We start from the raw sequence: 24,989 nt of genomic DNA, 5'->3' as shown, positions 1-24,989 counted from the left end.
AGTGCTCTCCGCCGGTCCGATCGTCTTGAACATTTTTGCGGTTCCGTGTCGGGGGCCGCGCGTAGCGTTTTCCTCATGCAATCGGCGGCGCGGATCGCGGAGTCGCCCCAGTTCAGTGCCTGGGCGGTCACCTGTGCCGGCGAGCATGCTGCGTGGTCGGATCCGGAGTGCCACGACGATCACCGGCTGGTGCTCGTGCGGGCAGGACGGTTCCTGCGACGAGCCGACGGAGCCGAATCGGTGCTGGACCGGACCACCGCCTATCTCGGCCGACCGGGCCAAGAAGAGCGGTTCGCGCATCCCGTCGGCGGTGACCTCTGCACCTCGATCGACATCGGCGCCGAGCTGTGGCACACGATCGCGGGCGATCCAGAGGCGCGGCCCGCCGCGGATCTCTACGTCGACGCCCGGGTGGAGCTGTGGCATCGGCGGCTGCTCCTGGCGGCGGGGAGCGGCGACGTCGGGTTCGCGGTCGCCGAGGAACTGGTGGGGCTCGTCGGGGAGGTGGTTCAGCGCGTGGTGGACACCGCTGGACCGGCGCGGATCCGGTCCAGCCCGCGCGGCCGGACATTGGTCGCGGCGGCCAGGGAGGCGATCCTCGATGATGCCCCGTGGTCCGACGGGCTGATCCCGCTGGCGGGCGCGCTTGAGGTGTCGCCGTTCCTGCTGAGTCGTCACTTCGCCGCGGTCACCGGTGTCTCCGTCACCCGGTATCGCAACCGGGTCCGGGTTGGCCGGGCGCTGGCTCGGCTCGAGGCCGGGGAGCGGGATCTCGCCGGGCTCGCCGCGGACCTCGGGTTCGCCGACCAGGCCCACCTGACCAGGACGATGCGCGCCCACCTGGGCCGGACCCCGGGTGCGGTGCGGGCGCTGCTGTCGGCCTGACGAAACGCTCGCCGAGCGTCGCCCCGTCGCATCGGGTCCATGTCTGAATAATCACTTTCGTCGGGACTGTGGATCGTGATGAAGTGCGGTATGGAACTCTCGATTCGGCCGTTGGTCGCAGACGATCTGGACCGCGCAGCGTCCGTTCTCGGGGAGGCGTTCGCCGACTATCCCTGGACGACGTGGTGCGTCCAAGCCGATTCGCACGAGCAGCGGGTGGCCGAGCTTCAACGGTTGTACCTCGAACACATGGCCGTGCCGCATGGCCTCGCGTATATCGACGCCGACCGGAACGGCGTGGTCGCTTTCATTCCCCCCGACGTGTCGCCTCCGGACGAATCGGTTCTCGCGTCCATTGCCGAGCTGCATGGGGACCGGTTCGTACGAATGATGGACGCGGAGGAGCAGATGTCGGCGATGGGCTCCTGGGATGACGCTTGGCTTCTGGCAACGATCGGGGTGGCCCGTGGCGCGCAGGGGCGTGGGCTGGGCGGCGATCTGCTCGCCGCCGGGCTCGCGGAGATGGACCGCGCGGGTCACGCAGTGTGGCTGGATACGGCGACCCGCCGAAACCTGCCTCTGTACGAGCGTCATGGGTTCTCGATCGCCGGGCACATCACGATCGACGATGGACCCGAGGTGTGGCGAATGTTTCGGGGTCCGCGGGGGTAGCGGACTGTCGGTGCCCGATGCGAACATATGTTCGTGTCCGATCGTGTAGCGTCTCCGCCCTCGCCCGCCGGTCCGGGCTCCGAGCCTGCCCGGGCCGAGGCCACGATCCTGCATGCCGATCTCGATGCCTTCTACGCCTCGGTCGAGCAGCGAGACGACCCGTCGCTGCGGGGCCTGCCCGTCATCGTCGGCGGCGGAGTCGTCCTCGCTGCGAGCTACGAGGCCAAGGCCTACGGGGTCCGCACGGCGGGCAGCGGGGCGCAGGCGCTGCGACTGTGTCCGCAGGCGGTGGTCGTCCGGCCGCGGATGTCCGCGTACGCGGAGGCGAGCCGTGCCGTGTTCGAGGTCTTCCGGCAGACCACCCCACTCGTCGAGGGTGTGTCGATCGACGAGGCGTTCCTCGACGTCGGGGGATTGCGGCGGGTCTCCGGGACCCCCGTCGAGATCGCGGCCCGGCTCCGAGCGGAGGTGCGCGAGCGGGTCGGGCTGCCGATCACGGTCGGCGTCGCGAGGACCAAGTTCCTGGCCAAGGTGGCCAGCGCGGTGGGCAAGCCGGACGGGCTGCTGCTCGTGCCGCCCGACCGCGAGCTGGCGTTCCTGCATCCGCTCCCGGTCGAGCGACTGTGGGGTGTCGGCGCCGTCACCTCACGCAAGCTGCGTGACTACGGGATCGGCACCGTCGGGCAGATCGCGGAAATCCCCGAACGCGAACTGATGTCGGTGGTGGGGCAAGCGGCGGGCAGGCACCTGCACGCGCTCGCCTGGGCACGTGACCCGCGTCGCGTCCAGGTCGGGCGTCGCAGGCGGTCGATCGGAGCGCAGCACGCGCTGGGGCGGAGGCCGAAGTCGCCAGAGGACATCGAGGCGGCGCTCGTCGCGCTGGTCGATCGGGTGGCGAAGCGGCTGCGGGCGGCGGACCGGGTCTGCCGGACCGTGGTGCTGCGGCTGCGTTTCGACGATTTCACCCGGGTCACCCGCTCGCACACCCTCGGGCAGGCCACCTCGCAGACCGCGGTACTCCTGGCCGAAGCGCGCGGCCTGCTGGCCGCGGCGATGCCGACGATCCACGATCGCGGCCTGAGCCTGGTCGGGGTGGCGCTCGCCAACCTGGAGGACGGCGGGGCGGAACAACTCACGCTGCCGTTCGGTGAGCCCTCGAGCAGCTCACTCGACACCACCCTGGACAGCCTGCGGGACCGGTTCGGTTCGGCCGCCGTCACGAGGGCGGTGCTGCTCGGCCGCGATCAGGGGGTCACGGTGCCGACCCTGCCCGACTAGCGCACCCGCCCTCGCGCACGAAAAAACCCACCCGGCGAATGCCTGGTGGGCTGGTACATCGTGGAGGGGATGACGGGAATCGAACCCGCATCATCTGCTTGGAAGGCAGAGGCTTTACCACTAAGCTACATCCCCGTGCACACGACAACTTGGGATCGCCATCGATGTCGTCTGCGTTGAGAGACTGTACCCAACCCAGTTCAGGATTCGCCAATCGGGTGGCCGGAGATCTGCCAAATCGGGTGGCCGGGAATTTCACGAACGGGTGACCCGTAGGATTCACCACGGCGGCAGCCACGCGGATCTTCCGCGCGGTCGTCGTGTCGCGGACCTAACGGGGTGTAGCGCAGCTTGGTAGCGCATCCGCTTTGGGAGCGGAGGGTCGCAGGTTCAAATCCTGTCACCCCGACCAGGGACAACGTCATAACAGCGCGGAACTGAAGATCAGGGCCGCGACGCAACGAGCAAGACCACACGAAGGAGCATGTCCGTGAAGAGCACCGTCGAGCAGCTGAGCCCGACGCGGGTCCGTATCAACGTTGAGGTGCCCTTCGAGGAGCTCAAGCCCGATTTCGACAAGGCGTACAAGGCCCTCGCGCAGCAGATCCGTCTCCCCGGCTTCCGTCCGGGCAAGGCCCCGGCCAAGCTCCTCGAGGCCCGTGTCGGCCGCGGCGCCGTGCTCGAGCAGGTCGTCAACGACACCCTTCCCGGGCGCTACTCGGAGGCCGTGACCACCGCAGGCGTCAAGGCGATCGGCCAGCCGGAGATCGACATCACCAAGATCGAAGACGGCGAGCTGCTCGCGTTCACCGCCGAGGTGGACGTCCGCCCCGAGATCGACCTGCCCGACTACAGCACCCTCGCCGTCACCGTCGACCCCGTCGAGATCACCGACGAGGCAGTGGACGAGCAGCTGCTGTCGCTGCGTCAGCGGTTCGGCACCCTCACCGGTGTCGAGCGCGCGGTCCAGGACGGCGACTTCGTGTCGATCGACCTGTCCGCCGCCATCGACGGCGAGGCCGTCCCGGAGGCGACCGCGTCCGGCCTGTCCCACGAGGTCGGCTCGGGCCAGCTGATCGAGGGTCTCGACGAGGCGATCGTCGGGCTCAAGGCCGGCGAGTCGAAGGACTTCACCACCAAGCTCGTCGCCGGTGAGCACGCCGACAAGGAGGCCGTCGTGACGGTCACCGTCGGCACCGTCAAGGAGCGCGAGCTGCCCGAGGCCGACGACGAGTTCGCCCAGCTGGCGAGCGAGTTCGACACCCTCGACGCGCTCAAGGACGACCTGCGCGAGCGGGTCGGCCGGGTCGCCAAGGTCGAGCAGGCCGGCCAGATCCGCGACAAGGTCCTCGAGACGCTGCTCGAGACCATCGAGGTCCCGCTGCCCGAGACCGTGGTCAAGGCCGAGGTCGACGCGCAGCTGCACGAGGCCGTGCACGGTCTCGACCACGACGAGGAGCAGCTCAACGCTCTCCTCGAGGCGCAGGGCACCAGTCGGGAGCAGTTCGACAAGGACGCCACCGAGGCTGCCGAGAAGTCCGTGAAGACCCAGCTGCTGCTCGACGCGATCGCGGACGAGGCAGGCACCGAGGTCGGCCAGCAGGAGCTGACCGAGCGGATCATCTTCCAGGCCCAGCGATACGGCATCTCGCCGGATCAGTTCATCCAGCAGGTCCAGCAGGCCGGTCAGCTCGGCGCCGTGTTCGCCGATGTCCGTCGCGGCAAGGCGCTCGCGACCGTCGTCGACCAGGTGACCGTCACGGACACCTCCGGTGCGGCCGTCGACACCGCGGAGCTGTTCGGCAGCCCGGAGTCGGACGAGGCCGAGGCCGCGGACGAGAGCTAGATTTCACGCCAATAGCGAACAGGGACGGCACCGGGACTCCGGGGCCGTCCCTGTTCGTTAGTGTCAGTGTCAAGAATCATCGAATTCAGTTATGGAGAAGGCAGGTACCGTGACTTCACAGAACCCGGGGGCTTCGTTGGGCCCCGCCATGACTTCAGCCACCTCTGGTCTGAATCTCAGCGACTCGGTGTTCGAGCGCCTGCTTCGGGAACGCATCATCTTCCTCGGTACCCAGGTCGACGACGACATCGCGAACAAGCTGTGCGCGCAGATCCTGTTGCTCTCGGCCGAGGATCCGACCAGGGACATCTCCCTCTACATCAACTCGCCCGGCGGCTCGGTGACCGCGGGCATGGCGATCTTCGACACCATGCAGTTCGCCGAGTGCGACATCGCGACGTTCGGTATGGGTCTGGCCGCCTCGATGGGCCAGTTCCTGCTCTCCGCGGGAACCAAGGGCAAGCGTTACGCCCTGCCGCACGCGCGGATCATGATGCACCAGCCGTCCGCAGGCATCGGCGGAACCGCGTCCGACATCGCGATCATGGCCGAGCAGTTCGCGCACACCAAGCGTGAGATGGCTCAGCTCATCGCCGAGCACACGGGCCAGACGGTCGAGCAGATCACCGCGGACTCCGACCGGGACCGCTGGTTCACGGCGACCGAGGCGCTCGAGTACGGCTTCGTCGACCACGTCGTCTCCCGCGCACGGCAGGCCGGCGGCGCGGGCAACTGACCCGCCACCGCCTCCGACCTCCCGTCCACACCATCTTGGAGAACTGATGACCAACCTCTTCGATCCCCGTGCACTCGGCGGCCAGGCACCGGCCGGCGCTCAGTCGCGCTACATCCTGCCTTCCTTCATCGAGCACTCCAGCTACGGAGTCAAGGAGTCGAACCCGTACAACAAGCTGTTCGAGGAGCGCATCATCTTCCTCGGCGTGCAGGTCGACGACGCCTCGGCGAACGACGTGATGGCGCAGCTGCTGGTGCTCGAGTCGCTCGATCCCGATCGCGACATCACCATGTACATCAACTCGCCCGGTGGCTCGTTCACGTCGCTGATGGCGATCTACGACACCATGCAGTACGTCCGGGCCGACATCACCACCGTGTGCCTCGGGCAGGCGGCGTCGGCGGCGGCGGTGCTGCTCGCGGCGGGCACCCCCGGCAAGCGTCTGGCGCTGCCGAACGCGCGCGTGCTGATCCACCAGCCGTCCACGGGCGGCATCCAGGGCCAGGTCTCCGACCTGGAGATCCAGGCCGCCGAGATCGAGCGGATGCGCCGGCTCATGGAGTCGACGCTGAGCAAGCACACCGGCAAGGACGCCGAGGTGATCCGCAAGGACACCGATCGCGACAAGATCCTCACGGCCGCGGAGGCCAAGGAGTACGGGATCATCGACGACGTGCTGGAGTACCGGAAGCTCTCCGCCCAGAAGTAGTGGTCGTCGGCCTTCGGGTCGACAGAAGACGGTCGGGCTCCGCGACACGCCGCGTTCGTTCGGATGTTGCGTGTCGGGGAGCCGACCGGTCAGGCTGGGACCCCCGGTCGGAATCGGGGTGGCACGGTCGTCGGAGATTCACCTCGGCTGCGCGCCGATTCGAATCATCGGCAACTGGTCGACCTCGTTCCGAAACTACGGGTACGGTCACATCAGGGGCTTTTGTCCGCCCAGGGATGTGGGTCGCGACGACTCACACGCTCGGGTGGGGGATGGTCACCACGCTGATAAGGAAGTAGGGACCTGACGAGATGGCACGCATCGGTGACGGCGGCGACCTGCTGAAATGCTCTTTCTGCGGCAAGAGTCAGAAGCAGGTGAAGAAGCTCATCGCGGGACCAGGGGTCTACATCTGCGATGAGTGCATCGACCTGTGCAACGAGATCATCGAGGAAGAGCTGGCAGAGTCGAGCGAGGTCAAGCTCGACGAGCTGCCCAAGCCGGCCGAGATCCGCGACTTCCTCGAGAACTACGTGATCGGTCAGGACGCGGCCAAGCGCACGCTCGCGGTCGCGGTCTACAACCATTACAAGCGCATCCAGGCCGGTGACAAGGGTCGCGACGCCCGCGGCGAGACCGTGGAACTGGCCAAGTCGAACATCCTGATGCTCGGCCCGACCGGCTGTGGCAAGACCTATCTCGCGCAGACGCTGGCGAAGATGCTGAACGTTCCGTTCGCCATCGCCGACGCGACGGCACTCACCGAGGCGGGTTATGTCGGCGAGGATGTCGAGAACATCCTGCTCAAGCTGATCCAGGCCGCGGACTACGACGTCAAGCGTGCCGAGACCGGCATCATCTACATCGACGAGGTCGACAAGATCGCCCGCAAGAGCGAGAACCCGTCGATCACCAGGGACGTGTCCGGCGAGGGTGTGCAGCAGGCTTTGCTGAAGATCCTCGAGGGCACCCAGGCGAGCGTGCCCCCGCAGGGTGGGCGCAAGCATCCGCATCAGGAATTCATCCAGATCGACACCACCAACGTGCTGTTCATCGTTGCGGGCGCGTTCGCGGGTCTCGAGCGGATCGTCTCCGATCGGGTCGGCAAGCGCGGCATCGGTTTCGGGGCGGAGGTGCGTTCCAAGGCCGAGCTGGACACCCAGGATCACTTCGCCGAGGTGATGCCCGAGGACCTGATCAAGTTCGGCCTGATCCCGGAGTTCATCGGCCGTCTCCCGGTCGTCGCCTCGGTGACCAGCCTGGACAAGGAATCCCTCGTGCAGATCCTGTCCGAGCCGAAGAATGCGCTGGTCAAGCAGTACACGCGGCTGTTCGACATGGACGGGGTTGAACTCGAGTTCTCCCCGGACGCGCTCGAGGCCGTCGCGGATCAGGCGATCCTGCGCGGCACCGGTGCCCGTGGCCTGCGCGCCATCATGGAAGAGGTCCTGCTGCCGGTGATGTACGACATCCCGAGCCGCGACGACGTCGCCAAGGTGGTCGTGACGGCCGAGACGGTCAACGACAACGTGCTGCCGACGATCGTCCCGCGCAAGCCCGAGCGGCCAGAACGCCGCGACAAGTCGGCGTAATTCAGCACAGCGCCGCGACAAGTCGGCGTAATTCAGCACAGCGCCGCGACAAGTAGGCGTAGTCCAGAACTGCGACACAGCGACACGAGAGAACGGCCGGTGGGATTCCCACCGGCCGTTCTCCGTCTGTCGGGGTCGTTGGCGAGCTAGCGTGACCCGTATGGCGACCGCAGGCCCGATCCTCGTGCTCAACGGACCCAATCTGAATCTGCTCGGGCAGCGGGAGCCCGAGGTGTACGGGTTCGCCACCCTCGACGACGTGGAGGCCCTGTGCCGCGTGGTCGCCGCCGAGTACGGCCGTGAGATCGATGCGCGCCAGTCCAATCACGAAGGCGTACTGATCGATTGGATCCACGAGGCCCGCGAGCAGGCCTCGGGTGTGGTGATCAATCCGGGTGGCTATACGCACACCTCCGTGGCGCTGCGCGACGCCCTCGCCACGCTCGGGGTGCCGGTGGTCGAGGTGCACATCAGCAACATCTACGGTCGCGAGGAGTTCCGGCACCGGTCCCTGGTGTCGTCGGTCGTCGACGGCGTGGTGTGCGGCCTCGGGCCGGAGGGCTACCGCGTTGCCGTCGACTGGATCTGTCGACGGCAACGGGGGTCAGGAGGCGTCGCCGACTGAGGCGATCGCGGCCCGCAGGCGGGCGCCCGCCTCCTCGGCCACGGCTTCGAGGGCGGGTTCGCCCGTGACCTGCACCATCAGTTCGGGATTCATCGCCTCCACCGTGATGGTGCCGTCGGCATCGGGATCGGAGCGAACGATCACGTTGCACGGCAACAGCAATCCGATCTGCCGGTCGATGGTGACGGCGCGGTGCGCCAGCGGCGGGTTGCAGGCACCGAGGATCAGGTAGTCCTCCATGTCCACGTCCAGCTTCGACTTGAGGGTCGCGCGCATGTCGATCTCGGTGAGCACGCCGAAGCCCTGTTCCTGAAGGGCCTTTCGGGTCCTTTCGACCGCATCGGCGAAGGAGGTCCGCAGTGTCGTCGACAGTGCCAGGTTCATGAGTTGTCTCCGTTCTGGATCGGGGTGTTCACGCGGGGTCGTCGAGTCGTCTGAGGCCCAGTCGCCGCATCAGCAGGCTGGCCGGGCACCATCCGACGGTCGCATACAGGAGCAGGTTCGCGGCGACGAATCCGGTGAGGATCAACCACCACGACGAGAACGCGAGGGTGAGCGCGACGCTGAGGAGGACCATGGTGCCGGCGAGGAGCGGAACCAGCCGCTCGACTGTCCATCCGTGGTGGCGGGGAAGTGTGGTCATTGTTGGATCTCCTTTCAGGGGTCAGCCGTGCGAGAAGCTGATGTCGGGCAGCACCCGGCGCAGCCAGGCGGGCGACCACCAGGCGGCGTGCCCGGTCAGCCGCAGCAGCACGGGAAGCAGGACCAGGCGGATGAGCACCGCGTCGAGCAGGACGGCGACGCCCAGGATGATGCCCATCTCCTTCGGCGGGAGCGGTTCGGCGAGCGCGAAGGTGAAGAACACCGCCACCATCACCGCCGCCGCGGCGGCGATCACCCGGCCAGAGTGTGCGAGGCCGTCCACGTGCGCGACCTTGGGATCGCCGGATCGCTCGTAGTGTTCCTTCGCTGTGGACAGCAGGAACACCGTGTAGTCCATTGCGATGGCGAAGATCATCGCGAAGAAGAACACCGGCCCCCAGCCGTCGAGGAACCCCTGCGGGGTGAAGCCGAGCAGGCCGGCCCCGTGCCCGTCCTGGAAGATCAGCTTGGCCACGCCGAACGCGGCGGCGGTCGAGAGCAGGCTCACCACGGTGCCGAGAATGGCGATCAACGGGGCCTGCAGCGCGACCAGCAGCAGCAGGAATCCGAGCACCAGGATGATCCCGACGATCAGCGGCAGGTAGTCGTTCAGTGCCTGCTGCAAGTCCAGGTTCTCGGCCGGTGCGCCGCCGACCAGCGCCTGCTCGGGCAGCTCGGACCGCAGTTGGGTGAGGATCGAGCCCATGGCCTCGTCGGAGGGATCGACGCCCGGTATCGCCTGCAGCATCACGTGGTCGGAGCCGTCCATCGTCTGTTGCGGTGGGGTGACCATCGCGATTCCGTCGACGGCGGCCGCGGCACCGGCCGTGGCCTCGGCCTCCGACGCCGGGGCGATGATCTGCAGCATTCCTGGCGCGCCTTCGCCCAGCTGTTCCTGGACGAGTTCGTAGCCCTGCCGGACCGGCGCGTCGGAGGGGACCACCTCGATCGACGGCATCGCGACCTTCAGGCCGAGCACGGGGAGCGACAGCGCGATCAGGATCAGGAGCGAGCCGATCGCGAACGGCCAGGGGCGGCGGTGCAGGAGGTTGCCCCATGCGGCGAAGCGCGGGGAGCGGTGTTGCTGTCGCTCGGCCCAGGGGAGCGAGCCGGCGTTGACCTTGGTGCCGAGCTTGCCGAGCACCGCGGGGAGCAGGGTCAGCGTGGCCGCGAGGACGAAGGTGACGGCGAGCATGATGCCGACGGCCATCGTCCGGACCGCGGGCGCCGGGACCAGTAGCACCGCGGACAGGCTCACGAGCACGGTCAGCCCCGAGAGGACGACGGCCTTGCCCGCGGTGTCCATCGTCTCGGCGACCGCCGCGCGCGGGTCGCCGCTCTTGCTCAGCGCATCCCGGAATCGCGACACGATGAACAACGCGTAGTCGATGCCGAGCGCCAGGGCGAACATCATCGCGAAGTTCATGGCCCACACCGAGATCGGCGTGACCGTGTTGAGCAGGACCAGCCCGCCCGCGGAGGCGATCAGGCCCGCCATGGTCAGCAGCAGCGGCAGTCCCGCCGCGACCAGCGACCCGAACGCCAGCACCATGATCGCGAGCGTGACCGGCCAGGAGAGCATCTCCGCCTGGATCATCGCGTCGTGATTGGCCTTGTTGAAGTCGCTCCACAGCGCGGACGCGCCGGTGGGGTAGACCTCGATCTCATCCGTGGACAGTTCGCCCAGTTCGCCCTTGAGTTCGTCGACGGCCTTGACCATGTCGTCGGTGCCTGCGTTCGCGCCCGCGATCAGGATGCCGGTGTGCCCGTCCGGGCTGATGGACATGCCGGGCTGCGGGGCGATGACCTCGCCGAACCGCTGGTCGTCGGCGAACACCGCGGTGGCGTCGGCGAGGATCTGCTGCACCTCCGGATCGGCGACCGCGAGCGTGTCCGAGTGCACGACGACCTGCACCGCGGCGGAGGAGTTCCCGCCGAAGTGCTCCTGTGCGAGCTCGCGGACCTGCACGGATTCCGAGCCGTTGGCCTGCCAGCCGGCGCCGGCCAGCGAGGTGAACACCGACGGCGCGGCGGCGCCGAGCGCCACAAGGGCGATCAGCCAGATGCCGAACACCCACCGCGCCCGTCCGACCATCGCCGCGCCCAGTCGGCCGAGGAGTCCCCCCGTCGACGCGGTCGGCGGCTGGCCGTCACCATCCGCTCTCGCCGCCCGGGTTTTGTCCACCTCGGCCGTGTTGCTCGTCATGCGCATCTCCTCTATATGCCCTAGGGGGTATCTGTTCGGTATGAATCGACCATACCCTAGGGGGTATCCAGGAGGGATGCGAGAAGCGCCACAGGGGGGTGGTGCGGGTGGTCGGGGGCGGCGTCAGGCCAGCTTGATCCTGGCCTCGCCGCTGTAGACATTCATGGTCTCGCCGCGCAGGAACCCGACCAGGCTCAGTCCGGACTCGGTGGCGAGGTCGACGGCGAGCGACGACGGGGCGGACACCGCGGCCAGCACCGGGACACCCGCGACCACGGCCTTCTGTACGAGTTCGAAGGAGGCGCGCCCGCTGACCACCAGGATCGCCTCGCGCAGCGGCACCCGGTCGGCGGTCAACGCCCAGCCGAGCACCTTGTCGACGGCGTTGTGTCTGCCCACATCCTCGCGAATCGCGAGCAGGGCGCCGTCGGCGGTGAACAGTCCGGCGGCATGCAGGCCGCCGGTCGAGTCGAAGACCCGTTGCCGCGCGCGCAGGGTCGCAGGCATGGACGCCAGGGTCGATGGCGTCACCACGGGGTCGGGGGCGGTGAGGTCGTAGCGCGAGCGCACCCGGACGTCCTCGAGCGAGGCCTTGCCGCAGACGCCGCATGCCGAGGTGGTCAGGAACTGGCGATCGGCGCCGGTCGGCGGCGGGACCCCGGGCGCGAGCGCCACGTCGAGCACGTTGTAGGTGTTGGCGCCGTCGGCATCGACGCCGTCGCAGTACCGGATGACCGAGACGTCGGACGCCGATTCGATGATGCCCTCGCCCAGTAGGAACCCGTGTACCAGGTCGATGTCGTCCCCTGGGGTGCGCATGGTCACCGAGAGCGATCGGCCGCCGATCCGGATCTCCAGCGGTTCCTCCACGGCCAGGCTGTCCGGCCTGCGCACCGTGGCGCCGCCGGTGATCCGCAGCACCGGGCGGCGCGCGGTGACCCGACCCATCAGTGTGCTCCCGCCGGTTCGAGCCGCACCAGCACCGCCTTGGAAACCGGTGTATTCGACTTCGCGGCAACGTGATCGAGCGGGATGAGGGGGTTGGTCTCCGGGTAGTAGGCCGCGGCGTTGCCCTTGGGGGTGCTGTACTGGACGGCCCGGAAGTCGCGCACCCGGCGCTCCTGCAGCACCCCGTCGGCGCCGGTCCACTCGGAGACGATGTCCACGGCAGCGCCGTCAGCAATGCCCAGTTCCGCGAGGTCGGCCGCGGACACGAAGATCACCTTGCGGCCGCCCTTCACGCCGCGATAGCGATCGTCGAGCCCGTAGATGGTGGTGTTGTACTGGTCGTGACTGCGCAGGGTCTGCAGGATCAGCCGGCCGGGGGGAGTGGGCAACCACTGCAGCGGACTCGCGGTGAAATTGGCCTTGCCGGTGCTGGTGGGGAACTCGCGCCGATCGCGCGGGGGGTGCGGCAGCTGGAACCCGTCGGGCCGCCGGACCCGCTCGTTGTAGTTCTCGCAGCCGGGCACCACCCGCGAGATCGAGTCGCGGATGCGGTCGTAGTCACCCTTGAACTGTGCCCACGGCACCGAGTGGTCGGCGCCGAGCAGGTGCTCGGCGAGTTCGCAGACCATTGCGACCTCGCTGCGCAGCTGATCGCTGACGGGTGTCAGGTTGCCCCGCGAGAGGTGCACCATGGACATCGAATCCTCCACGGACACCATCTGTTTCCCGCTCGCTTGGATGTCCTTGTCGGTGCGGCCGAGTGTCGGCAGGATGAGCGCGGTGCGCCCGGTCGCCACGTGGGAGCGGTTGAGCTTGGTCGAGACCTGGACGGTCAGCGCGCACGAACGCAGCGCGGCCTCGGTGGCCTCGGTGTCCGGGGTGGCCCGGATGAAGTTTCCTCCCATCGCCATGAAGACAGAGCCCTTGCCGTCACGCATGCCGCGGATGGCGGCGACGGTGTCCCAGCCGTGCTTTCGGGGGCTGACGATCGAGAACTCGCGGTCCAGCGCGTCGAGGAACGAGTCCGGCATCTTCTCCCAGATGCCCATCGTGCGGTCGCCCTGGACGTTGGAGTGCCCACGCACCGGGCAGACTCCCGCGCCGGGCTTGCCCATCATGCCGCGCATCAGCAGCAGGTTGGTGATCTCCTGGATGGTCGCGACCCCGTGCGTCTGTTGGGTCAGGCCCATCGCCCAGCACGCGATCGTCCGTTCGGAACGAGCCATCGCGTCAGCGGTCTCGCGCAACTGCGTCATCGTGAGTCCAGTGGCCTCGAGGACGACGTCGAGATCGACTGCGCGGACGTTCTTCTCGTACTCGGCGAAACCCGCGCAGTGCTGCTCGACGAAGGCACGGTCCACCACCGAGCCAGGGTCCGCGTCGTCGGCCTCGAGCAGCAGTCGCCCGAGCCCCTGGAACAGGGCCATGTCGCCGCCGAGGCGGATCTGCAGGAACTCGTCGGCGATGTCGACGCCGCGCCCGATCACGCCGCCCACCTTCTGCGGGTCCTTGAACCGGCGCAGCCCGGCCTCGGGCAGCGGGTTGACCGCGATGATCTTGGCGCCGTTCCCCTTTGCCTTCTCCAGCGTGGAGAGCATCCGGGGATGGTTGGTGCCGGGGTTCTGGCCGGCGATGAGGATGAGGTCGGCGTACTCGAGGTCGGGCACCGTCACAGAACCCTTGCCGATCCCGATCGATTCGGTGAGCGCGCTGCCGGACGATTCGTGGCACATGTTGGAGCAGTCGGGCAGGTTGTTGGTGCCGAAGCTGCGGATCATCAGCTGGTAGAGGAACGCGGCCTCGTTGCTGGTGCGGCCCGACGTGTAGAACACGGCGCCGTCGGGGCCGGGCAGCGCGCGCAGGTGGTCGGCGATGAGCCGGTAGGCCTCGTCCCATTCGATCGGCGCGTAGTGGGTCGCGCCCTCGCGGAGCACCATCGGATGCGCGAGGCGCCCCTGCTGTCCGAGCCAGTAGTCGGTCTTCTCGGCCAGCTCTGCCACCGAGTGCTCGGCGAAGAACTCGGGACCGACGCGGCGCAGCGTCGCCTCCTCGGCAACGGCCTTGGCGCCGTTCTCACAGAACTCCGCGGGCTTGCGGTGCCCCGGCGTCTCGGGCCAGGCGCAGCCGGGGCAGTCGAACCCGTGTCGCTGATTGAGCCTGGCCAGCGTCCGGGCGGTGCGGACGGCGCCCATCTGCTCGAGGCCGCGTTGCAGGGACACCAGGACCGCGGGCACGCCAGCCGCATGGTCCTTGCTGTGCGTGACGACCAGCTCCGATTCGTCGATGTCGCGTTCGGGTCCCTTTCGAGTCATGCCTACATAGTGGCCCCGTGGCGGGCCCGCCGAAAGCGAGGTGACCCACTCTGCCTACTATTTCGGCTAGCCTTACCTAGCTTTGGTGACGATGGAGGAGAGTCGATGGCAGACGTCGGTAAATTGACGCGGCGGGGATTTCTGATCGGAACGTCGGGCGCGCTGCTCGCGTTCGCCGCTGCCTGCAGCAGCGACGGTGACGGAGGTTCGGCCTCCGCCGGGACCGGCGCGACCATCGGCAACAAGTACGGCGAGACCCAGGTCCCGCTCGACCCGCAGCGCGTGGTCAGCGTGGGATACAACGACCAGGACGCGATCCTGGCGCTCGGCTCCACCCCGGTCGGCGTCTTCGACTGGTACGGCAACTACCCGAATGCCGTGTGGCCCTGGGCGCAGGACCTGCTGGCCGGCGCGACGCCCGCGATCATCGGCAGCGCGAACACCGGGATCGACGTCGAGAAGGTGGCCGCCACCAACCCCGACCTGATCATCGGCACCTACTCCGGTCTGACCAAGGACCAGTACAACAAGCTCAGTGCGCTCGCGCCGACCGTCGCGCAGCCCAAGGAGTTCGCCGATTACGGCGTGCCGTGGCAGGACCAGACCCGGATCATCGGCGAGGCGCTCGGCAAGCAGGACAAAGCGAAGGAGCTGGTGACCTCCGTCGAGAAGCAGTTCACCGATGTCGCGGCCGCCAACCCCGCGTTCGCGGGCAAGACGGTGATCGTGGGCGCGCTCAAGGGCCCCGGCCAGTTCGGCGTCTACGGCCCGGAGGATCCGAAGGTGCGCTTCTTCACCGAACTCGGCTTCGTCAATCCGCCTGTCACGCAGCAGATCACGACCACCAACTTCGCCCCGATCAGCACGGAGCAGCTCTCGCTCGCCGACGCCGACCTGCTGGTCTGGTACGCGGGCGGCGGCTACGGCGACAAGCTGCGGGCCGAGCTCGACAAGACGCCGGTCTACCAGGAGCTGAACGTCGTCAAGGACGGCCGCACGATCATCCTCGAGGACGAGGCCGCCGAGGCGATGACCTGGAGCACCGTCCTGTCGCTGCCATACGCGCTGGAGAACATCCCGCCGCGGATCGCGCCGCTGCTCACCAAGTAATCCTGGCGAGACTCGCACGACGCGCTAGGGGACCAGGACGACCTTTCCGACGTTACGACGCTCGGTCAGGATTCGATGGGCCTCTGGCGCGTCGGCGAACGGGACGGCGTCGGACACCACGGGTGCCACGACGCCGTTCTCGATCAGCTCGCGCAGCGGGGTGATCCAGGGCTCCAGGGTGCCGCGATCGTCCCACAGCCGCAGCATGTTGAGGCCGATCACCGTCTTGGACTCGCTCATCTGGTCGATGAGGTTGAAGCCCCGCATCATCCGCAGGGCCTGCGGCGCCGCCCGCAACAGGTTTCGCTTGTCTCCGGCGACCACAGAGCTGGCGCCGAAGGCGACGAGCCTGCCGCCGGGACGCAATTGGCCGTAGCTCCGCCGCAGTGACTCCCCGCCGATCGCGTCCATGATCACGTCCATCGGCGGAAGCCCGCTGTCCCACCCTCGTTTCCGGTAATCCAGCGCGACGTCGACGCCGAAGCCACGGATGGCGTCGTGCTTTCCCGGCGATGCGGTTCCGTAGACCTCGGCGCCGCAGTGCTTGGCGATCTGCGTCGCCGCGATCCCGACGCCACCCGCCGCGGCCTGGATCAGAACCCGCTCTCCCGCACGGAGATTCGCGTAACCGACCAGGCCGGCCCACGCGGTCGCATAGTTGACGGGAATGGCGGCGCCCTGCTCGAAGCTCAACGAATCCGGCAGCGCGATCACGTCGCGAGCATCGGCACACACCTGCTCGGCGTAGCCCCCGAACCTCGTACCCGCGACCACCCGGTCGCCGACGGCGAGGCCGACGACGTCCGGGGCGACCTCGCCGATCGTGCCCGCGACCTCGTAGCCGACGACGCTCGGCAGCGGCGGGGCGTCGGCGTACAGGCCGAGTCGGGCCATCACGTCGGCGAAGTTGACGCCGGCTGCCCGGACGTCGATGCGGACTGCGCCGGGCCGGAGTGACGGCGACGGGCGTTCCTGGACTTGGAGGACGTCAGCGTCCCCGTGCTTGGTGATCACGACTGCACGCATGGGGGAAGGCTAGTCCCGATCGGCTCCGCGCACGCGGGGATGCGGGTGCGGTCAGCCCGGCGGCACCGGCTCTGTCTGTGCCGCCGGCCATGGAACGACCGTCAGCCCAGGCCATTCCCGCTGCCATCGGGCGGCCTTCGCCTCGTAGACCTCCCGCGGGGCCAGGATCGGATTGGGTCGCACCACCATGCTGAAGAGATCATCGAGGCCGTGGGGCGCGTAGACCTGGAGCTCACCGGCAGGGGAGCGTGTGATCCCCACGCAGCAGGTGGTGGATGCGAAGTGGTCGATCGCGTCCGCGCAGCTCGTGAAGGGGACGCCTGGGACGCCGAATCGATCCTCGTACCAGAGGTGTACCCGCGCCTCGTTACGCAGTTCGACCGCCGCCTCGACGTCGCCGAACAGGACCCCCGCCTGCCTGATCTTCCGGTCCTCAGCGGCGTAACCGAGGTCCGTCCCGTCGAAATAGAAGAGGTCGTAATCCTCGATGCCTGCCCGGAGATCGCGGCCGTCGAGGTGGTTCCAGACCGTCTGGAAGACCCCGCCGGCCGTGAGATACCAGTCGCTCATGCCGAGAGCGCCCGCGCGATCGACGATCGTTCGGGCCACGGGATTCGCGAGCACGATCCCGAGTAGTCGCTCCTTGTCGGTGGCCGAGCTCATGGGTTCACTCTCGCACGATCGCGCAAGGCCCGGTTGTGGGAGGTTGCGTTCGCGGGTTCCGCAAATCTCTTGCGTGCGGGCGGTTTCCGAGTAAACTCGAACATATGAGCGAACAGCTCGAGGGGGGTGATGGCATGACGGCTTCGGTGGCGACCGATCGTGAGCGTTCCCTGCTCGACGCGATCTCCGAGACTGCCCGTGTCGAGAACGCGGCGGCGGCCCGCCTGATCGCGCAGATCATGGAGTATGCCGACTCTCGTGGCACCTTTGACCATCGTGCTCCCGGTGCCGGGTTCGATACCGAGCAAGCGGAGCGGTCTGCGATCGCGGAGGTCGCGTTGGCGTTGTCGAGCACCTTCAGGTCGGTGTCAGCACTGATGCGACTCGGATTCACCCTTGAACGGATGCCCGAGATTCGGGGCGCCTTCGCAGCTGGTGAGGTGTCTCTGGCGAAGATCCGGGTGATCGATGAGCACACCCGCAAGGCCGCCACCGCTGCGGTGCTGCGCCTGGACGCGGACATCCTGTCCGCCGCGCGACAACTTGCACCTGCCTCACTCGGAATCGAGATCGACCGGTTGCTGATCGAGGACGACGCCGCCTGGGTGCAACGCACCCGCGACGAGGCCGAGGCCAAGCGCAAAGTTCGCTCCCGCCGCCTGCCGCACGGGATGGCTGTGTTGTCGGTGACGTTGACGGCGACTCAGATGGCGGCGGTCGCGGGTCTGATCGTGACGGTCGCCAAGACGGCGTGCCGGGCCGATCCGCGCCCCCTCGACGTCCGGTGCGCGGACGCGTTCATGGTGCTGATTCACGGCGGGAGGGTCCTGACCTGCAAGTGCGGCGACCAGGACTGCGCGGCCACCCGCAACTGTGAACCCGCAGCGCCGCAGGTCAATCTGAGCATCTCGTGCGGGCTGGAGACGCTGCTCGGCCTCGCTGACAACCCGGCCTACCTCGAGGGCTACGGATACCTCGACGCCGGGCAGGCCCGTGCCATCGCCGGGGATGCCACCTGGCAGGCGATCATCGACTGCGCCGCCCGGGCGCTCGAACGCCTGCACCGCGACTACGGCGTCAACCCCGACGACGCGACCAACGATTCGACCGAATCCACCGACGAATCGGGTACAGCGCCCGCGTCGAAGGCCGAGTCCGTTGATGCGGACCCGGACCCCTCGCGGACCGGGACAGGGAAGGAATCCGGAGGGCAGGAACCGGACCCGCCAGATCCGCGCGGTGCACTCGCAGTTCCATCCGAGGCCGATGGTCCGCCCAAGTCCGATGCTCGGCGCGGGCCGACCCCTGACTCCGGCCTGCTCGTATTGAGGAGCCGGATCCTCTCCGCAGGCACGATCGCGCTGCCGGTCCGCAAGCTCCCGCAACCGGGCATCGTCTCGCCCGCCGTCGCCATCGACGACCTCTACCGAACGACCCCACGCAGATCGTTGCCGCGTTCCCCGACGGCCACGGTGGATTCACCAAGCCGCCACCGGGGGCCCTGACCTACCGGCCGAACGACCTACTCGCCGCCGCCGTTCGGCTGCGTGATGGCGCCTGTCGACACCCCGACTGCCTGATCGCCGCCGCGGACTGTCAGATCGATCACGTCGTCGCGTTCGACAGGCGTGATCCGACCCTCGGCGGCTGGACCATCCTCGCCAACCTTCAATGCCTGTGCGCGCTGCACCATCAACTCAAGACTGCGGGCCTCTGGCGTCACGACATGCTCGCCGGGCGATCATGCACATCTACAACACGATCGGACAGCACGCCCTCACTCTTCCCGTGAGGCGACAGGGGCTCCGGATTTCGCCCCCAGTTCGGGCGCCGGCTGCCGCAGGTTCAGGATCACCACGCCCGCGATGATCAGCGCGAGCCCGAGGAACTTCGCCGCGGATGCCTGCTCGCCGAGGAACGCGATACCGATCACCGCGACCGTCGCGGTCCCGATCCCGGACCAGAGCGCGTACGCCAGGCTCACCGGCAGCGACCGCAGCGCCTGGGCCAGGCAGGCGAACGAGGTGGCGTAGCCGAGCAGGACGGCGATCGTGGGCAGCGGTCGACTGAACTGCTCGGTGCTGCCGAGGAACACGGTGGCTAGGATCTCGCAGGTGATCGCGGTGGCGAGGAAGGCCCACGCCCGTACGCGGTCGCTCATCCGGCACCGCCGAGGTTGAGCGCGACCACGCCCGCCACCACCAGGGTGATGCCGAGGATTCGGCCGGCGGACCGGGGTTCGCGTAGGACCAGCATCCCGATGGCGGCGATCGCGGCGGTGCCGACGCCCGCCCAGACCGCGTACGCCACACCGACATCGAGGGTGCGCAGGGTCTGCGACAGGCAGTACAGGGCCACGCCGTACAGGCCGAGGACCACCGCGGTCGGTCCGGGTCGTCGGAATCCTTCGGTCCGGGTCAGCAGGCTCGTCGCGAGTACCTCCGCGCAGATGGCCACCGAGAGAAACACCCATGCCATCGTCATGGCTACAACGTATCGGGGGCGGTAGCGTCACGCCCATGGCCGCCGTCACGGTTCGACCCGCCGATCCCTCCGACGTCCCTGCCGCCGGACGCGTGCTGGCCGCGGCCTTCGATGACGACCCGGTGATGGAATGGATGTGGCCGGACGTCGGCTCGCGCCGGACCGGGTTGCCGCGGCTGTTCGGGACGCTCATCCGGCACCATCACTTGCCGCTCGGCGGCGTCGAGGTGGCGCTCGCACCGGACGGGTCGGTGGCAGGGGCCACCATGTGGGACCCGCCGGGGCGCTGGCGGCAGTCGGCGCTGAGCCAGCTGCGCGCGCTGCCCGGACTGGTCCGCGCCTTCGGTAGCCGGATCATGGTCGGGGCGGAGTTCGCCGGGACGGTCGAGAAGGCGCACCCTGAGGAGCCGCACTGGTATCTCAGCACCATCGGCACCGATCCCTCGGTGCGTGGCGCGGGTCACGGCAAAGCGCTGATGAACTCCCGACTGGCCCGGTGCGACGCCGAGCACGCGCCCGCTTATCTGGAGTCGAGCAAGGAGTCGAATGTCCCCTATTACGAGCGATTCGGCTTCGAGGTGACGGGCGAGATCGTCATCCCGAACGGTGGCCCGACGCTGTGGGCGATGTGGCGGGCGCCTCGCTGACCGGACGGCGGTGTCGGGGGACCCCGCGGGTTCTCTAGAATCACCGGGTGACCAGTGCCGTGCCGCAGGACCCCATGAACCCCGCCGACGCCCTCCCGAAGAGCTGGGACCCCAGCGCGGTAGAGCAGGAATTGTACGAGGGTTGGGTGGACGCCGGCTACTTCACGGCGGACCCGACCAGCGACAAGCCCGGCTACTCGATCGTGCTGCCGCCGCCGAACGTGACCGGCAGCCTGCACATGGGCCATGCCCTCGACCACACCCTGATGGACGTGCTCTCGCGCCGCAAGCGCATGCAGGGCTACGAGGTCCTCTGGCTGCCCGGCATGGACCACGCGGGCATCGCCACCCAGAACGTGGTGGAGAAGCAGCTCGCGGCGGACGGCAAGACGAAGGAAGACTTCGGTCGCGAGCTGTTCATCGACAAGGTCTGGGACTGGAAGCGCGAGTCCGGCGGCACCATCGGTGGCCAGATGCGCAGACTCGGCGACGGCGTCGACTGGAGCCGCGACCGGTTCACCATGGACGAGGGCCTCTCGCGCGCCGTCCAGACCATCTTCAAGCGGATGTATGACGCGGGACTGATCTACCGGGCCGAGCGCCTGGTCAACTGGTCGCCGGTGCTGCAGACCGCCATCTCCGACATCGAGGTCAAGTTCGAGGACGTCGAGGGCGAGCTGGTCTCGCTGCGCTACGGCTCGCTGAACGACGACGAGCCGCACGTCATCGTCGCCACCACGCGTGTGGAGACGATGCTCGGCGACACCGCGGTCGCCGTGCACCCCGACGACGAGCGCTACCAGCACCTGCTCGGCACCACCCTCGAGCACCCCATCACCGGGCGGCAGATCCCGATCATCGCCGATGACTACGTCGACCCGGAGTTCGGCACCGGCGCGGTGAAGATCACCCCCGCGCACGACCCCAACGACTTCGAGATGGGCGTGCGGCACAACCTGCCGATGCCCACGATCATGGACAAGACCGGCAAGATCGCCGATACCGGAACGCAGTTCGACGGCATGGACCGGTTCGAGGCCCGCGTGAAGGTGCGCGAGGCGCTCGCCGAGCAGGGTCGTGTGGTCGCCGAGAAACGTCCCTACCTGCACAGCGTCGGCCACTCCGAGCGCAGCGGCGAGTCCATCGAGCCGCGGCTCTCGCTGCAGTGGTGGGTCAAGGTCGAGGAGCTCGCCAAGGCGGCGGGCGACGCGGTCCGTAACGGCGACACCACGATTCACCCCGCCAGCCTGGAGCCGCGCTGGTTCGGCTGGGTCGACAACATGCACGACTGGTGCATCTCGCGTCAGTTGTGGTGGGGTCACCGCATCCCGATCTGGTACGGACCCGAGGGGGAGGTCCGCTGCGTCGGACCCGACGAGACCGCGCCCGAGGGCTGGGAGCAGGACCCCGACGTCCTCGACACCTGGTTCTCGTCCGGGCTCTGGCCGTTCTCAACGATGGGCTGGCCGGAGCAGACCCCGGAGCTCGAGAAGTTCTACCCCACAAGCGTTCTCGTCACCGGCTACGACATCCTGTTCTTCTGGGTGGCCCGGATGATGATGTTCGGCACCTTCGTCTCCGAGGACGACGCGATCACCGCGGGCGAGGGCAAGTCCGGTCCGCAGGTGCCGTTCAAGGATGTGTTCCTGCACGGCCTGGTCCGCGACGAGTTCGGCAAGAAGATGTCGAAGTCGAAGGGCAACGGCATCGACCCGCTGGACTGGGTGCGCGAGTTCGGCGCCGACGCGCTGCGCTTCACGCTGGCCCGCGGCGCGAACCCCGGCAGCGACCTCTCCGTCGGTGAGGATCACGCGAAGGCCTCCCGCAGCTTCGCCACGAAGCTGTTCAACGCCACCAAGTTCGCCCTGATGAACGGCGCGGCGCCCGCGCCGCTGCCTGCCGAGCTCACCGACGCCGACCGCTGGATCCTGGACCGGCTCGAGCAGGTCCAGGCCGAGGTCGACGCCGCGTTCGACCGCTACGACTTCGGTAAGGCCTGCGACGCGCTCTATCACTTCGCCTGGGACGAGGTGTGTGACTGGTACCTCGAGCTCGCCAAGGTGCAGTTCGTCGGTCCCGAGGCCGAGGGCACCAAGGCCGTGCTCGGCAATGTCCTCGATGCGCTGCTGCGCATGCTGCACCCGGTGATGCCGTTCGTCACCGAGACCCTCTGGAAGGTGCTGACCGGCGGGGAGTCGGTGGTGATCTCCGAGTGGCCGACCGCGACCGGTGCTGCCGCCGATGCCGTTGCCGCGCAGCGCATCGCGGACGTCCAGCGGCTCGTCACCGAGATCCGCAGGTTCCGCAGCGATCAGGGTCTGAACCCCGGCCAGAAGGTGGCGGCGAGGCTCAGCGGGATCGCCGTGGCCGACCTGGACGGCAAGCAGGCCGCGGTCTCCTCCCTGGTCAAGCTGACGGATCCGGCCGACGACTTCAGCGCGACGGCCTCGCTGGAGGTGCGGCTCAGCCGCGGCACCGTCACCGTCGAGCTGGACACCTCGGGCACCGTGGACCTGGTCGCCGAGCGCAAGCGCCTCGAGAAGGACCTGGCGGCGGCCGAGAAGGAGCTCGCGGGCACCGCCGCCAAGCTGTCCAACGAGGCGTTCCTCGGCAAGGCACCGGACAACGTGGTCGACAAGATCCGTGCCCGGCAGACCCTGGCCGCGGAGGAGGTCGAGCGGATCACCGCCCGGCTCGCGGCAATGGATCTGAAGGGTCAGGCGTGAACGCCGAGACACCCGAGAAGTGGGACGGGGGATCGCAGCCCACGCCCGTCGATCTGGCCGAGCTGGCGCTCGTCGAGGCCGAACTCGACCAGCGCTGGCCCGAGACCAAGATCGAGCCCTCCACCGCTCGCATCGCGGCCCTGATGGACCTGCTCGGCTCGCCGCAGCACAGCTATCCGGCCATCCACGTCGCGGGCACCAACGGGAAGACCTCGGTCACCCGGATGATCGACGCGCTTATGACGCGCCTGCACCGTCGGGTCGGGCGGACCACCAGCCCGCATCTGCAGCTGGCGACCGAGCGGATCAGCATCGACGGCAAGCCGATCTCGCCTCGCCTCTATGTGGACACCTACCGCGAGCTGCTGCCGTACGTCGAGATGGTCGACACCCAGTCCCAGGTGGCGGGTGGCCCCGCGATGAGCAAGTTCGAGGTGCTCACCGCGATGGCGTTCGCGGCCTTCGCCGAGGCACCGGTGGATGTCGCGGTCGTCGAGACCGGGCTCGGCGGCCGTTGGGACGCAACGAATGTCATCGACGGTCAGGTGGCGGTGATCACCCCGATCGGGCTCGATCACGTCGAGTTCCTCGGCAGTGACATCGCCGGGATCGCCGCCGAGAAGGCCGGGATCATCAAGAAGGCGCCCGAGTCGCTGGTGCCGCGCGACACCGTCGCGATCCTCGCGGAGCAGACGCCGGAGGTGACCGAGGTCCTGCTGCGCCGGGCCGTCGAGGCCGACGCCGCGGTGGCCCGCGAGGGATCCGAGTTCAAGGTCCTGGCCCGCCGGATCGCGATCGGCGGACAGCAACTGGAACTGCAAGGCCTGTCCGGGGTCTACAGCGACATCTTCCTGCCTCTGCACGGCGAACATCAGGCCCGCAACGCCTCGCTCGCGCTCGCCGCGGTGGAGGCGTTCTTCGGGGCGGGGGCGGACCGTCAGCTCGACGTCGACGCGATCCGGGAGGGCTTCGCCTCGATGACCAACCCGGGGCGCCTCGAGCGGGTGCGCAGCGCGCCCACCGTCTTCCTCGACGCCGCGCACAATCCCCACGGGGCGAAGGCACTGGCCGCCGCGCTCGTCGCGGAGTTCGACTTCCGCAAGCTGGTCGGCGTCGTCGCGGTGATGGCGGACAAGGACGTGGCCGGGATCCTGACCGCGCTGGAGCCGGTGTTCGACGAGATCGTCGTGACGCACAACGGATCTCCGCGCGGCATGGATGTCGAGGAACTCGCCAACCTGGCGGTGGCCCGGTTCGGCGACGAACGCGTGGTGGTGGCGCAGACACTCCCGGACGCACTCGAGACCGCCATCGGGCTGGCCGAGGAGGTCGCCGAGCCCGGTGAGGCAGTATCGGGGGCGGGCGTCGTGGTCACCGGATCGGTGGTCACCGCGGGCGTGGCCCGCACCCTGTTCGGAAAGGACCCGGCGTGAGTACTCCCGAGGGATCGAGCACACCCGAAGGCGAAGCGGAGGGTGGCGCTCCGCGCTTCCGTCCGCCGGTCAACGACCCGTGGAAGGGCTTCCGCGGGGTCTGCGCGGGCACCCTGATCCTGGAGGCGATCGTGGTGCTGCTGGCGCTGCCGGTGGTGGCGACCGTTGGTGGCGGCATCACCTGGCTCTCCGGCGTCTACCTGGTCGGACTCGCGCTGCTGATGATTCTCGGCGGCGGTGTGCAGGGCAAGCCGTGGGCGATGGGGTACAACTTCGCGCTGCAGGCGGCGTTGATCGCCGGCTTCGCGGTTCACCCCGCCATCGGAGCGGTGGGACTGCTGTTCGGTGCGGTGTGGGCCTACCTGCTGTATCTCAAGCGGGACCTCACCGACCGGATCGAACAGGGTCTGCTTCCGGGCCAGCGGGACTGACCCCTTAAGCTGTCCGCC

The 24,989-nt window shown here is 68.4% G+C and carries 24 protein-coding genes and 2 tRNA genes; 15 read left to right on the top strand and 11 right to left on the bottom strand.

Features of this window, described 5'->3' with window-relative positions:
- The first annotated feature begins 75 nt into the window (after nt 1–75).
- From FCG67_RS13040 to dinB, 3 genes are all read left to right on the top strand, one after another.
- Nucleotides 76–885, top strand: coding sequence for an AraC family transcriptional regulator (locus FCG67_RS13040; RefSeq protein ID WP_136910184.1), 810 nt, complete (start codon nt 76–78; stop codon nt 883–885).
- A 111-nt stretch (nt 886–996) separates the two neighbouring features.
- Nucleotides 997–1,557, top strand: a complete 561-nt coding sequence (locus FCG67_RS13035) for a GNAT family N-acetyltransferase (protein ID WP_246045038.1) — start codon at nt 997–999, stop codon at nt 1,555–1,557.
- A gap of 27 nt (nt 1,558–1,584) precedes the next feature.
- On the top strand, nt 1,585–2,835 hold the full coding sequence (gene dinB, locus FCG67_RS13030) for a DNA polymerase IV (RefSeq protein ID WP_136910182.1): 1,251 nt from the start codon (nt 1,585–1,587) through the stop codon (nt 2,833–2,835).
- Between the two features lie 61 nt (nt 2,836–2,896).
- Here the strand turns inward: dinB and FCG67_RS13025 are convergent.
- Nucleotides 2,897–2,970, bottom strand: a tRNA-Gly gene (locus FCG67_RS13025).
- A gap of 200 nt (nt 2,971–3,170) precedes the next feature.
- On the opposite strand from FCG67_RS13025, the gene FCG67_RS13020 reads away from it, so the two are divergent.
- The 6 genes from FCG67_RS13020 to aroQ all read left to right on the top strand — a co-directional run bounded on the left by FCG67_RS13020 (nt 3,171) and on the right by aroQ (nt 8,343).
- Nucleotides 3,171–3,247: transfer RNA gene (locus FCG67_RS13020), tRNA-Pro, on the top strand.
- A gap of 78 nt (nt 3,248–3,325) precedes the next feature.
- Nucleotides 3,326–4,681, top strand: a complete 1,356-nt coding sequence (gene tig, locus FCG67_RS13015) for a trigger factor (RefSeq protein WP_077043770.1) — start codon at nt 3,326–3,328, stop codon at nt 4,679–4,681.
- 91 nt (nt 4,682–4,772) lie between these two features.
- Nucleotides 4,773–5,417: an ATP-dependent Clp protease proteolytic subunit gene (locus FCG67_RS13010; RefSeq protein WP_257017433.1), complete on the top strand. Its 645-nt coding sequence runs from the start codon at nt 4,773–4,775 to the stop codon at nt 5,415–5,417.
- 46 nt (nt 5,418–5,463) lie between these two features.
- A complete protein-coding gene (locus tag FCG67_RS13005; protein ID WP_027499880.1) occupies nt 5,464–6,126 on the top strand; it encodes an ATP-dependent Clp protease proteolytic subunit in 663 nt (220 codons plus the stop codon).
- 311 nt (nt 6,127–6,437) lie between these two features.
- Complete coding sequence (gene clpX, locus FCG67_RS13000) at nt 6,438–7,718, top strand: ATP-dependent Clp protease ATP-binding subunit ClpX (RefSeq protein ID WP_077042099.1); 1,281 nt, start codon at nt 6,438–6,440, stop codon at nt 7,716–7,718.
- Between the two features lie 160 nt (nt 7,719–7,878).
- Nucleotides 7,879–8,343, top strand: coding sequence for a type II 3-dehydroquinate dehydratase (gene aroQ, locus FCG67_RS12995; protein WP_136910181.1), 465 nt, complete (start codon nt 7,879–7,881; stop codon nt 8,341–8,343).
- Here aroQ and FCG67_RS12990 read toward each other — a convergent pair.
- The 5 genes from FCG67_RS12990 to FCG67_RS12970 all read right to left on the bottom strand — a co-directional run bounded on the left by FCG67_RS12990 (nt 8,323) and on the right by FCG67_RS12970 (nt 14,451).
- The gene (locus FCG67_RS12990; RefSeq protein WP_136910180.1) at nt 8,323–8,727 is read right to left on the bottom strand and encodes a DUF302 domain-containing protein; all 405 of its coding nucleotides are present in this window, start codon (nt 8,725–8,727) and stop codon (nt 8,323–8,325) included. The two genes, aroQ and FCG67_RS12990, sit on opposite strands and share 21 nt — an antisense overlap.
- 28 nt (nt 8,728–8,755) lie before the next feature.
- Nucleotides 8,756–8,986, bottom strand: a complete 231-nt coding sequence (locus tag FCG67_RS12985; protein ID WP_136910179.1) for a YgaP family membrane protein — start codon at nt 8,984–8,986, stop codon at nt 8,756–8,758.
- Nucleotides 8,987–9,007: 21 nt separating this feature from the next.
- Nucleotides 9,008–11,191, bottom strand: a complete 2,184-nt coding sequence (locus tag FCG67_RS12980) for an MMPL family transporter (protein ID WP_136910178.1) — start codon at nt 11,189–11,191, stop codon at nt 9,008–9,010.
- A 123-nt stretch (nt 11,192–11,314) separates the two neighbouring features.
- Nucleotides 11,315–12,139 carry a formate dehydrogenase accessory sulfurtransferase FdhD gene (fdhD, locus tag FCG67_RS12975; RefSeq protein ID WP_136910177.1) on the bottom strand — a complete coding sequence of 275 codons (825 nt, stop codon included), beginning with the start codon at nt 12,137–12,139 and terminating at the stop codon, nt 11,315–11,317.
- A complete protein-coding gene (locus FCG67_RS12970) occupies nt 12,139–14,451 on the bottom strand; it encodes an FdhF/YdeP family oxidoreductase (protein WP_136910176.1) in 2,313 nt (770 codons plus the stop codon). Before FCG67_RS12970 ends, fdhD begins: the two co-directional genes overlap by 1 nt.
- 105 nt (nt 14,452–14,556) lie before the next feature.
- Between FCG67_RS12970 and FCG67_RS12965 the strand changes: the two genes are divergently transcribed.
- The gene (locus FCG67_RS12965; RefSeq protein ID WP_136910175.1) at nt 14,557–15,561 is read left to right on the top strand and encodes an iron-siderophore ABC transporter substrate-binding protein; all 1,005 of its coding nucleotides are present in this window, start codon (nt 14,557–14,559) and stop codon (nt 15,559–15,561) included.
- Between the two features lie 24 nt (nt 15,562–15,585).
- Here the strand turns inward: FCG67_RS12965 and FCG67_RS12960 are convergent, their stop codons facing one another.
- Nucleotides 15,586–16,587, bottom strand: coding sequence for a zinc-binding dehydrogenase (locus tag FCG67_RS12960; protein ID WP_136910174.1), 1,002 nt, complete (start codon nt 16,585–16,587; stop codon nt 15,586–15,588).
- A 51-nt stretch (nt 16,588–16,638) separates the two neighbouring features.
- The gene (locus tag FCG67_RS12955) at nt 16,639–17,250 is read right to left on the bottom strand and encodes a nucleotidyltransferase family protein (protein WP_136910173.1); all 612 of its coding nucleotides are present in this window, start codon (nt 17,248–17,250) and stop codon (nt 16,639–16,641) included.
- A 104-nt stretch (nt 17,251–17,354) separates the two neighbouring features.
- Here FCG67_RS12955 and FCG67_RS12950 point away from each other — a divergent pair, with 104 nt between their 5' ends.
- Nucleotides 17,355–18,755, top strand: coding sequence for a DUF222 domain-containing protein (locus FCG67_RS12950; protein WP_136910172.1), 1,401 nt, complete (start codon nt 17,355–17,357; stop codon nt 18,753–18,755).
- A 17-nt stretch (nt 18,756–18,772) separates the two neighbouring features.
- On the opposite strand, the gene FCG67_RS24970 is transcribed toward FCG67_RS12950, so the two are convergent.
- From FCG67_RS24970 to FCG67_RS12940, 3 genes are all read right to left on the bottom strand, one after another.
- Entirely contained in the window at nt 18,773–18,943 is a 171-nt protein-coding gene (locus FCG67_RS24970) for a hypothetical protein (protein ID WP_169310512.1), read from the bottom strand.
- 84 nt (nt 18,944–19,027) lie between these two features.
- Nucleotides 19,028–19,411: a DMT family transporter gene (locus FCG67_RS12945; protein ID WP_136910171.1), complete on the bottom strand. Its 384-nt coding sequence runs from the start codon at nt 19,409–19,411 to the stop codon at nt 19,028–19,030.
- Nucleotides 19,408–19,734 carry a DMT family transporter gene (locus FCG67_RS12940; protein ID WP_246045037.1) on the bottom strand — a complete coding sequence of 109 codons (327 nt, stop codon included), beginning with the start codon at nt 19,732–19,734 and terminating at the stop codon, nt 19,408–19,410. Before FCG67_RS12940 ends, FCG67_RS12945 begins: the two co-directional genes overlap by 4 nt.
- A 35-nt stretch (nt 19,735–19,769) precedes the next feature.
- Between FCG67_RS12940 and FCG67_RS12935 the strand changes: the two genes are divergently transcribed.
- The 4 genes from FCG67_RS12935 to FCG67_RS12920 all read left to right on the top strand — a co-directional run bounded on the left by FCG67_RS12935 (nt 19,770) and on the right by FCG67_RS12920 (nt 24,971).
- Nucleotides 19,770–20,381 (top strand): GNAT family N-acetyltransferase, encoded by a 612-nt coding sequence (locus tag FCG67_RS12935; RefSeq protein WP_136910170.1) that lies wholly within the window; start codon nt 19,770–19,772, stop codon nt 20,379–20,381.
- Nucleotides 20,382–20,455: 74 nt separating this feature from the next.
- Entirely contained in the window at nt 20,456–23,107 is a 2,652-nt protein-coding gene (locus FCG67_RS12930; RefSeq protein WP_425467834.1) for a valine--tRNA ligase, read from the top strand.
- Nucleotides 23,104–24,540 carry a bifunctional tetrahydrofolate synthase/dihydrofolate synthase gene (folC, locus tag FCG67_RS12925; RefSeq protein ID WP_136910168.1) on the top strand — a complete coding sequence of 479 codons (1,437 nt, stop codon included), beginning with the start codon at nt 23,104–23,106 and terminating at the stop codon, nt 24,538–24,540. The genes FCG67_RS12930 and folC overlap by 4 nt, the downstream gene beginning before the upstream one ends.
- Nucleotides 24,537–24,971, top strand: coding sequence for a DUF4233 domain-containing protein (locus FCG67_RS12920; protein WP_136910167.1), 435 nt, complete (start codon nt 24,537–24,539; stop codon nt 24,969–24,971). The genes folC and FCG67_RS12920 overlap by 4 nt, the downstream gene beginning before the upstream one ends.
- Nucleotides 24,972–24,989 lie beyond the last annotated feature (18 nt).

Origin of the sequence: Rhodococcus oryzae (assembly GCF_005049235.1) — a bacterium.
GTDB lineage: Bacteria > Actinomycetota > Actinomycetes > Mycobacteriales > Mycobacteriaceae > Rhodococcus_G > Rhodococcus_G oryzae.
This window is presented reverse-complemented; position numbering and strand designations above follow the sequence as displayed.

What these genes read in the sequence shown, in the direction of transcription:
- FCG67_RS13040 (WP_136910184.1), top strand. Translation starts at nt 76, where the DNA reads ATGCAATCGGCGGCGCGGATCGCGGAGTCGCCCCAGTTCAGTGCCTGG.
- dinB (WP_136910182.1), top strand. Translation starts at nt 1,585, where the DNA reads ATGTTCGTGTCCGATCGTGTAGCGTCTCCGCCCTCGCCCGCCGGTCCG.
- FCG67_RS13010 (WP_257017433.1), top strand. Translation starts at nt 4,773, where the DNA reads ATGGAGAAGGCAGGTACCGTGACTTCACAGAACCCGGGGGCTTCGTTG.
- FCG67_RS13005 (WP_027499880.1), top strand. Translation starts at nt 5,464, where the DNA reads ATGACCAACCTCTTCGATCCCCGTGCACTCGGCGGCCAGGCACCGGCC.
- clpX (WP_077042099.1), top strand. Translation starts at nt 6,438, where the DNA reads ATGGCACGCATCGGTGACGGCGGCGACCTGCTGAAATGCTCTTTCTGC.
- aroQ (WP_136910181.1), top strand. Translation starts at nt 7,879, where the DNA reads ATGGCGACCGCAGGCCCGATCCTCGTGCTCAACGGACCCAATCTGAAT.
- FCG67_RS12990 (WP_136910180.1), bottom strand. Translation starts at nt 8,727, where the DNA reads ATGAACCTGGCACTGTCGACGACACTGCGGACCTCCTTCGCCGATGCG.
- FCG67_RS12985 (WP_136910179.1), bottom strand. Translation starts at nt 8,986, where the DNA reads ATGACCACACTTCCCCGCCACCACGGATGGACAGTCGAGCGGCTGGTT.
- FCG67_RS12980 (WP_136910178.1), bottom strand. Translation starts at nt 11,191, where the DNA reads ATGACGAGCAACACGGCCGAGGTGGACAAAACCCGGGCGGCGAGAGCG.
- fdhD (WP_136910177.1), bottom strand. Translation starts at nt 12,139, where the DNA reads ATGGGTCGGGTCACCGCGCGCCGCCCGGTGCTGCGGATCACCGGCGGC.
- FCG67_RS12970 (WP_136910176.1), bottom strand. Translation starts at nt 14,451, where the DNA reads ATGACTCGAAAGGGACCCGAACGCGACATCGACGAATCGGAGCTGGTC.
- FCG67_RS12965 (WP_136910175.1), top strand. Translation starts at nt 14,557, where the DNA reads ATGGCAGACGTCGGTAAATTGACGCGGCGGGGATTTCTGATCGGAACG.
- FCG67_RS12960 (WP_136910174.1), bottom strand. Translation starts at nt 16,587, where the DNA reads ATGCGTGCAGTCGTGATCACCAAGCACGGGGACGCTGACGTCCTCCAA.
- FCG67_RS12955 (WP_136910173.1), bottom strand. Translation starts at nt 17,250, where the DNA reads ATGAGCTCGGCCACCGACAAGGAGCGACTACTCGGGATCGTGCTCGCG.
- FCG67_RS12950 (WP_136910172.1), top strand. Translation starts at nt 17,355, where the DNA reads ATGAGCGAACAGCTCGAGGGGGGTGATGGCATGACGGCTTCGGTGGCG.
- FCG67_RS24970 (WP_169310512.1), bottom strand. Translation starts at nt 18,943, where the DNA reads ATGGTGCAGCGCGCACAGGCATTGAAGGTTGGCGAGGATGGTCCAGCC.
- FCG67_RS12945 (WP_136910171.1), bottom strand. Translation starts at nt 19,411, where the DNA reads ATGAGCGACCGCGTACGGGCGTGGGCCTTCCTCGCCACCGCGATCACC.
- FCG67_RS12940 (WP_246045037.1), bottom strand. Translation starts at nt 19,734, where the DNA reads ATGACGATGGCATGGGTGTTTCTCTCGGTGGCCATCTGCGCGGAGGTA.
- FCG67_RS12935 (WP_136910170.1), top strand. Translation starts at nt 19,770, where the DNA reads ATGGCCGCCGTCACGGTTCGACCCGCCGATCCCTCCGACGTCCCTGCC.
- FCG67_RS12930 (WP_425467834.1), top strand. Translation starts at nt 20,456, where the DNA reads ATGAACCCCGCCGACGCCCTCCCGAAGAGCTGGGACCCCAGCGCGGTA.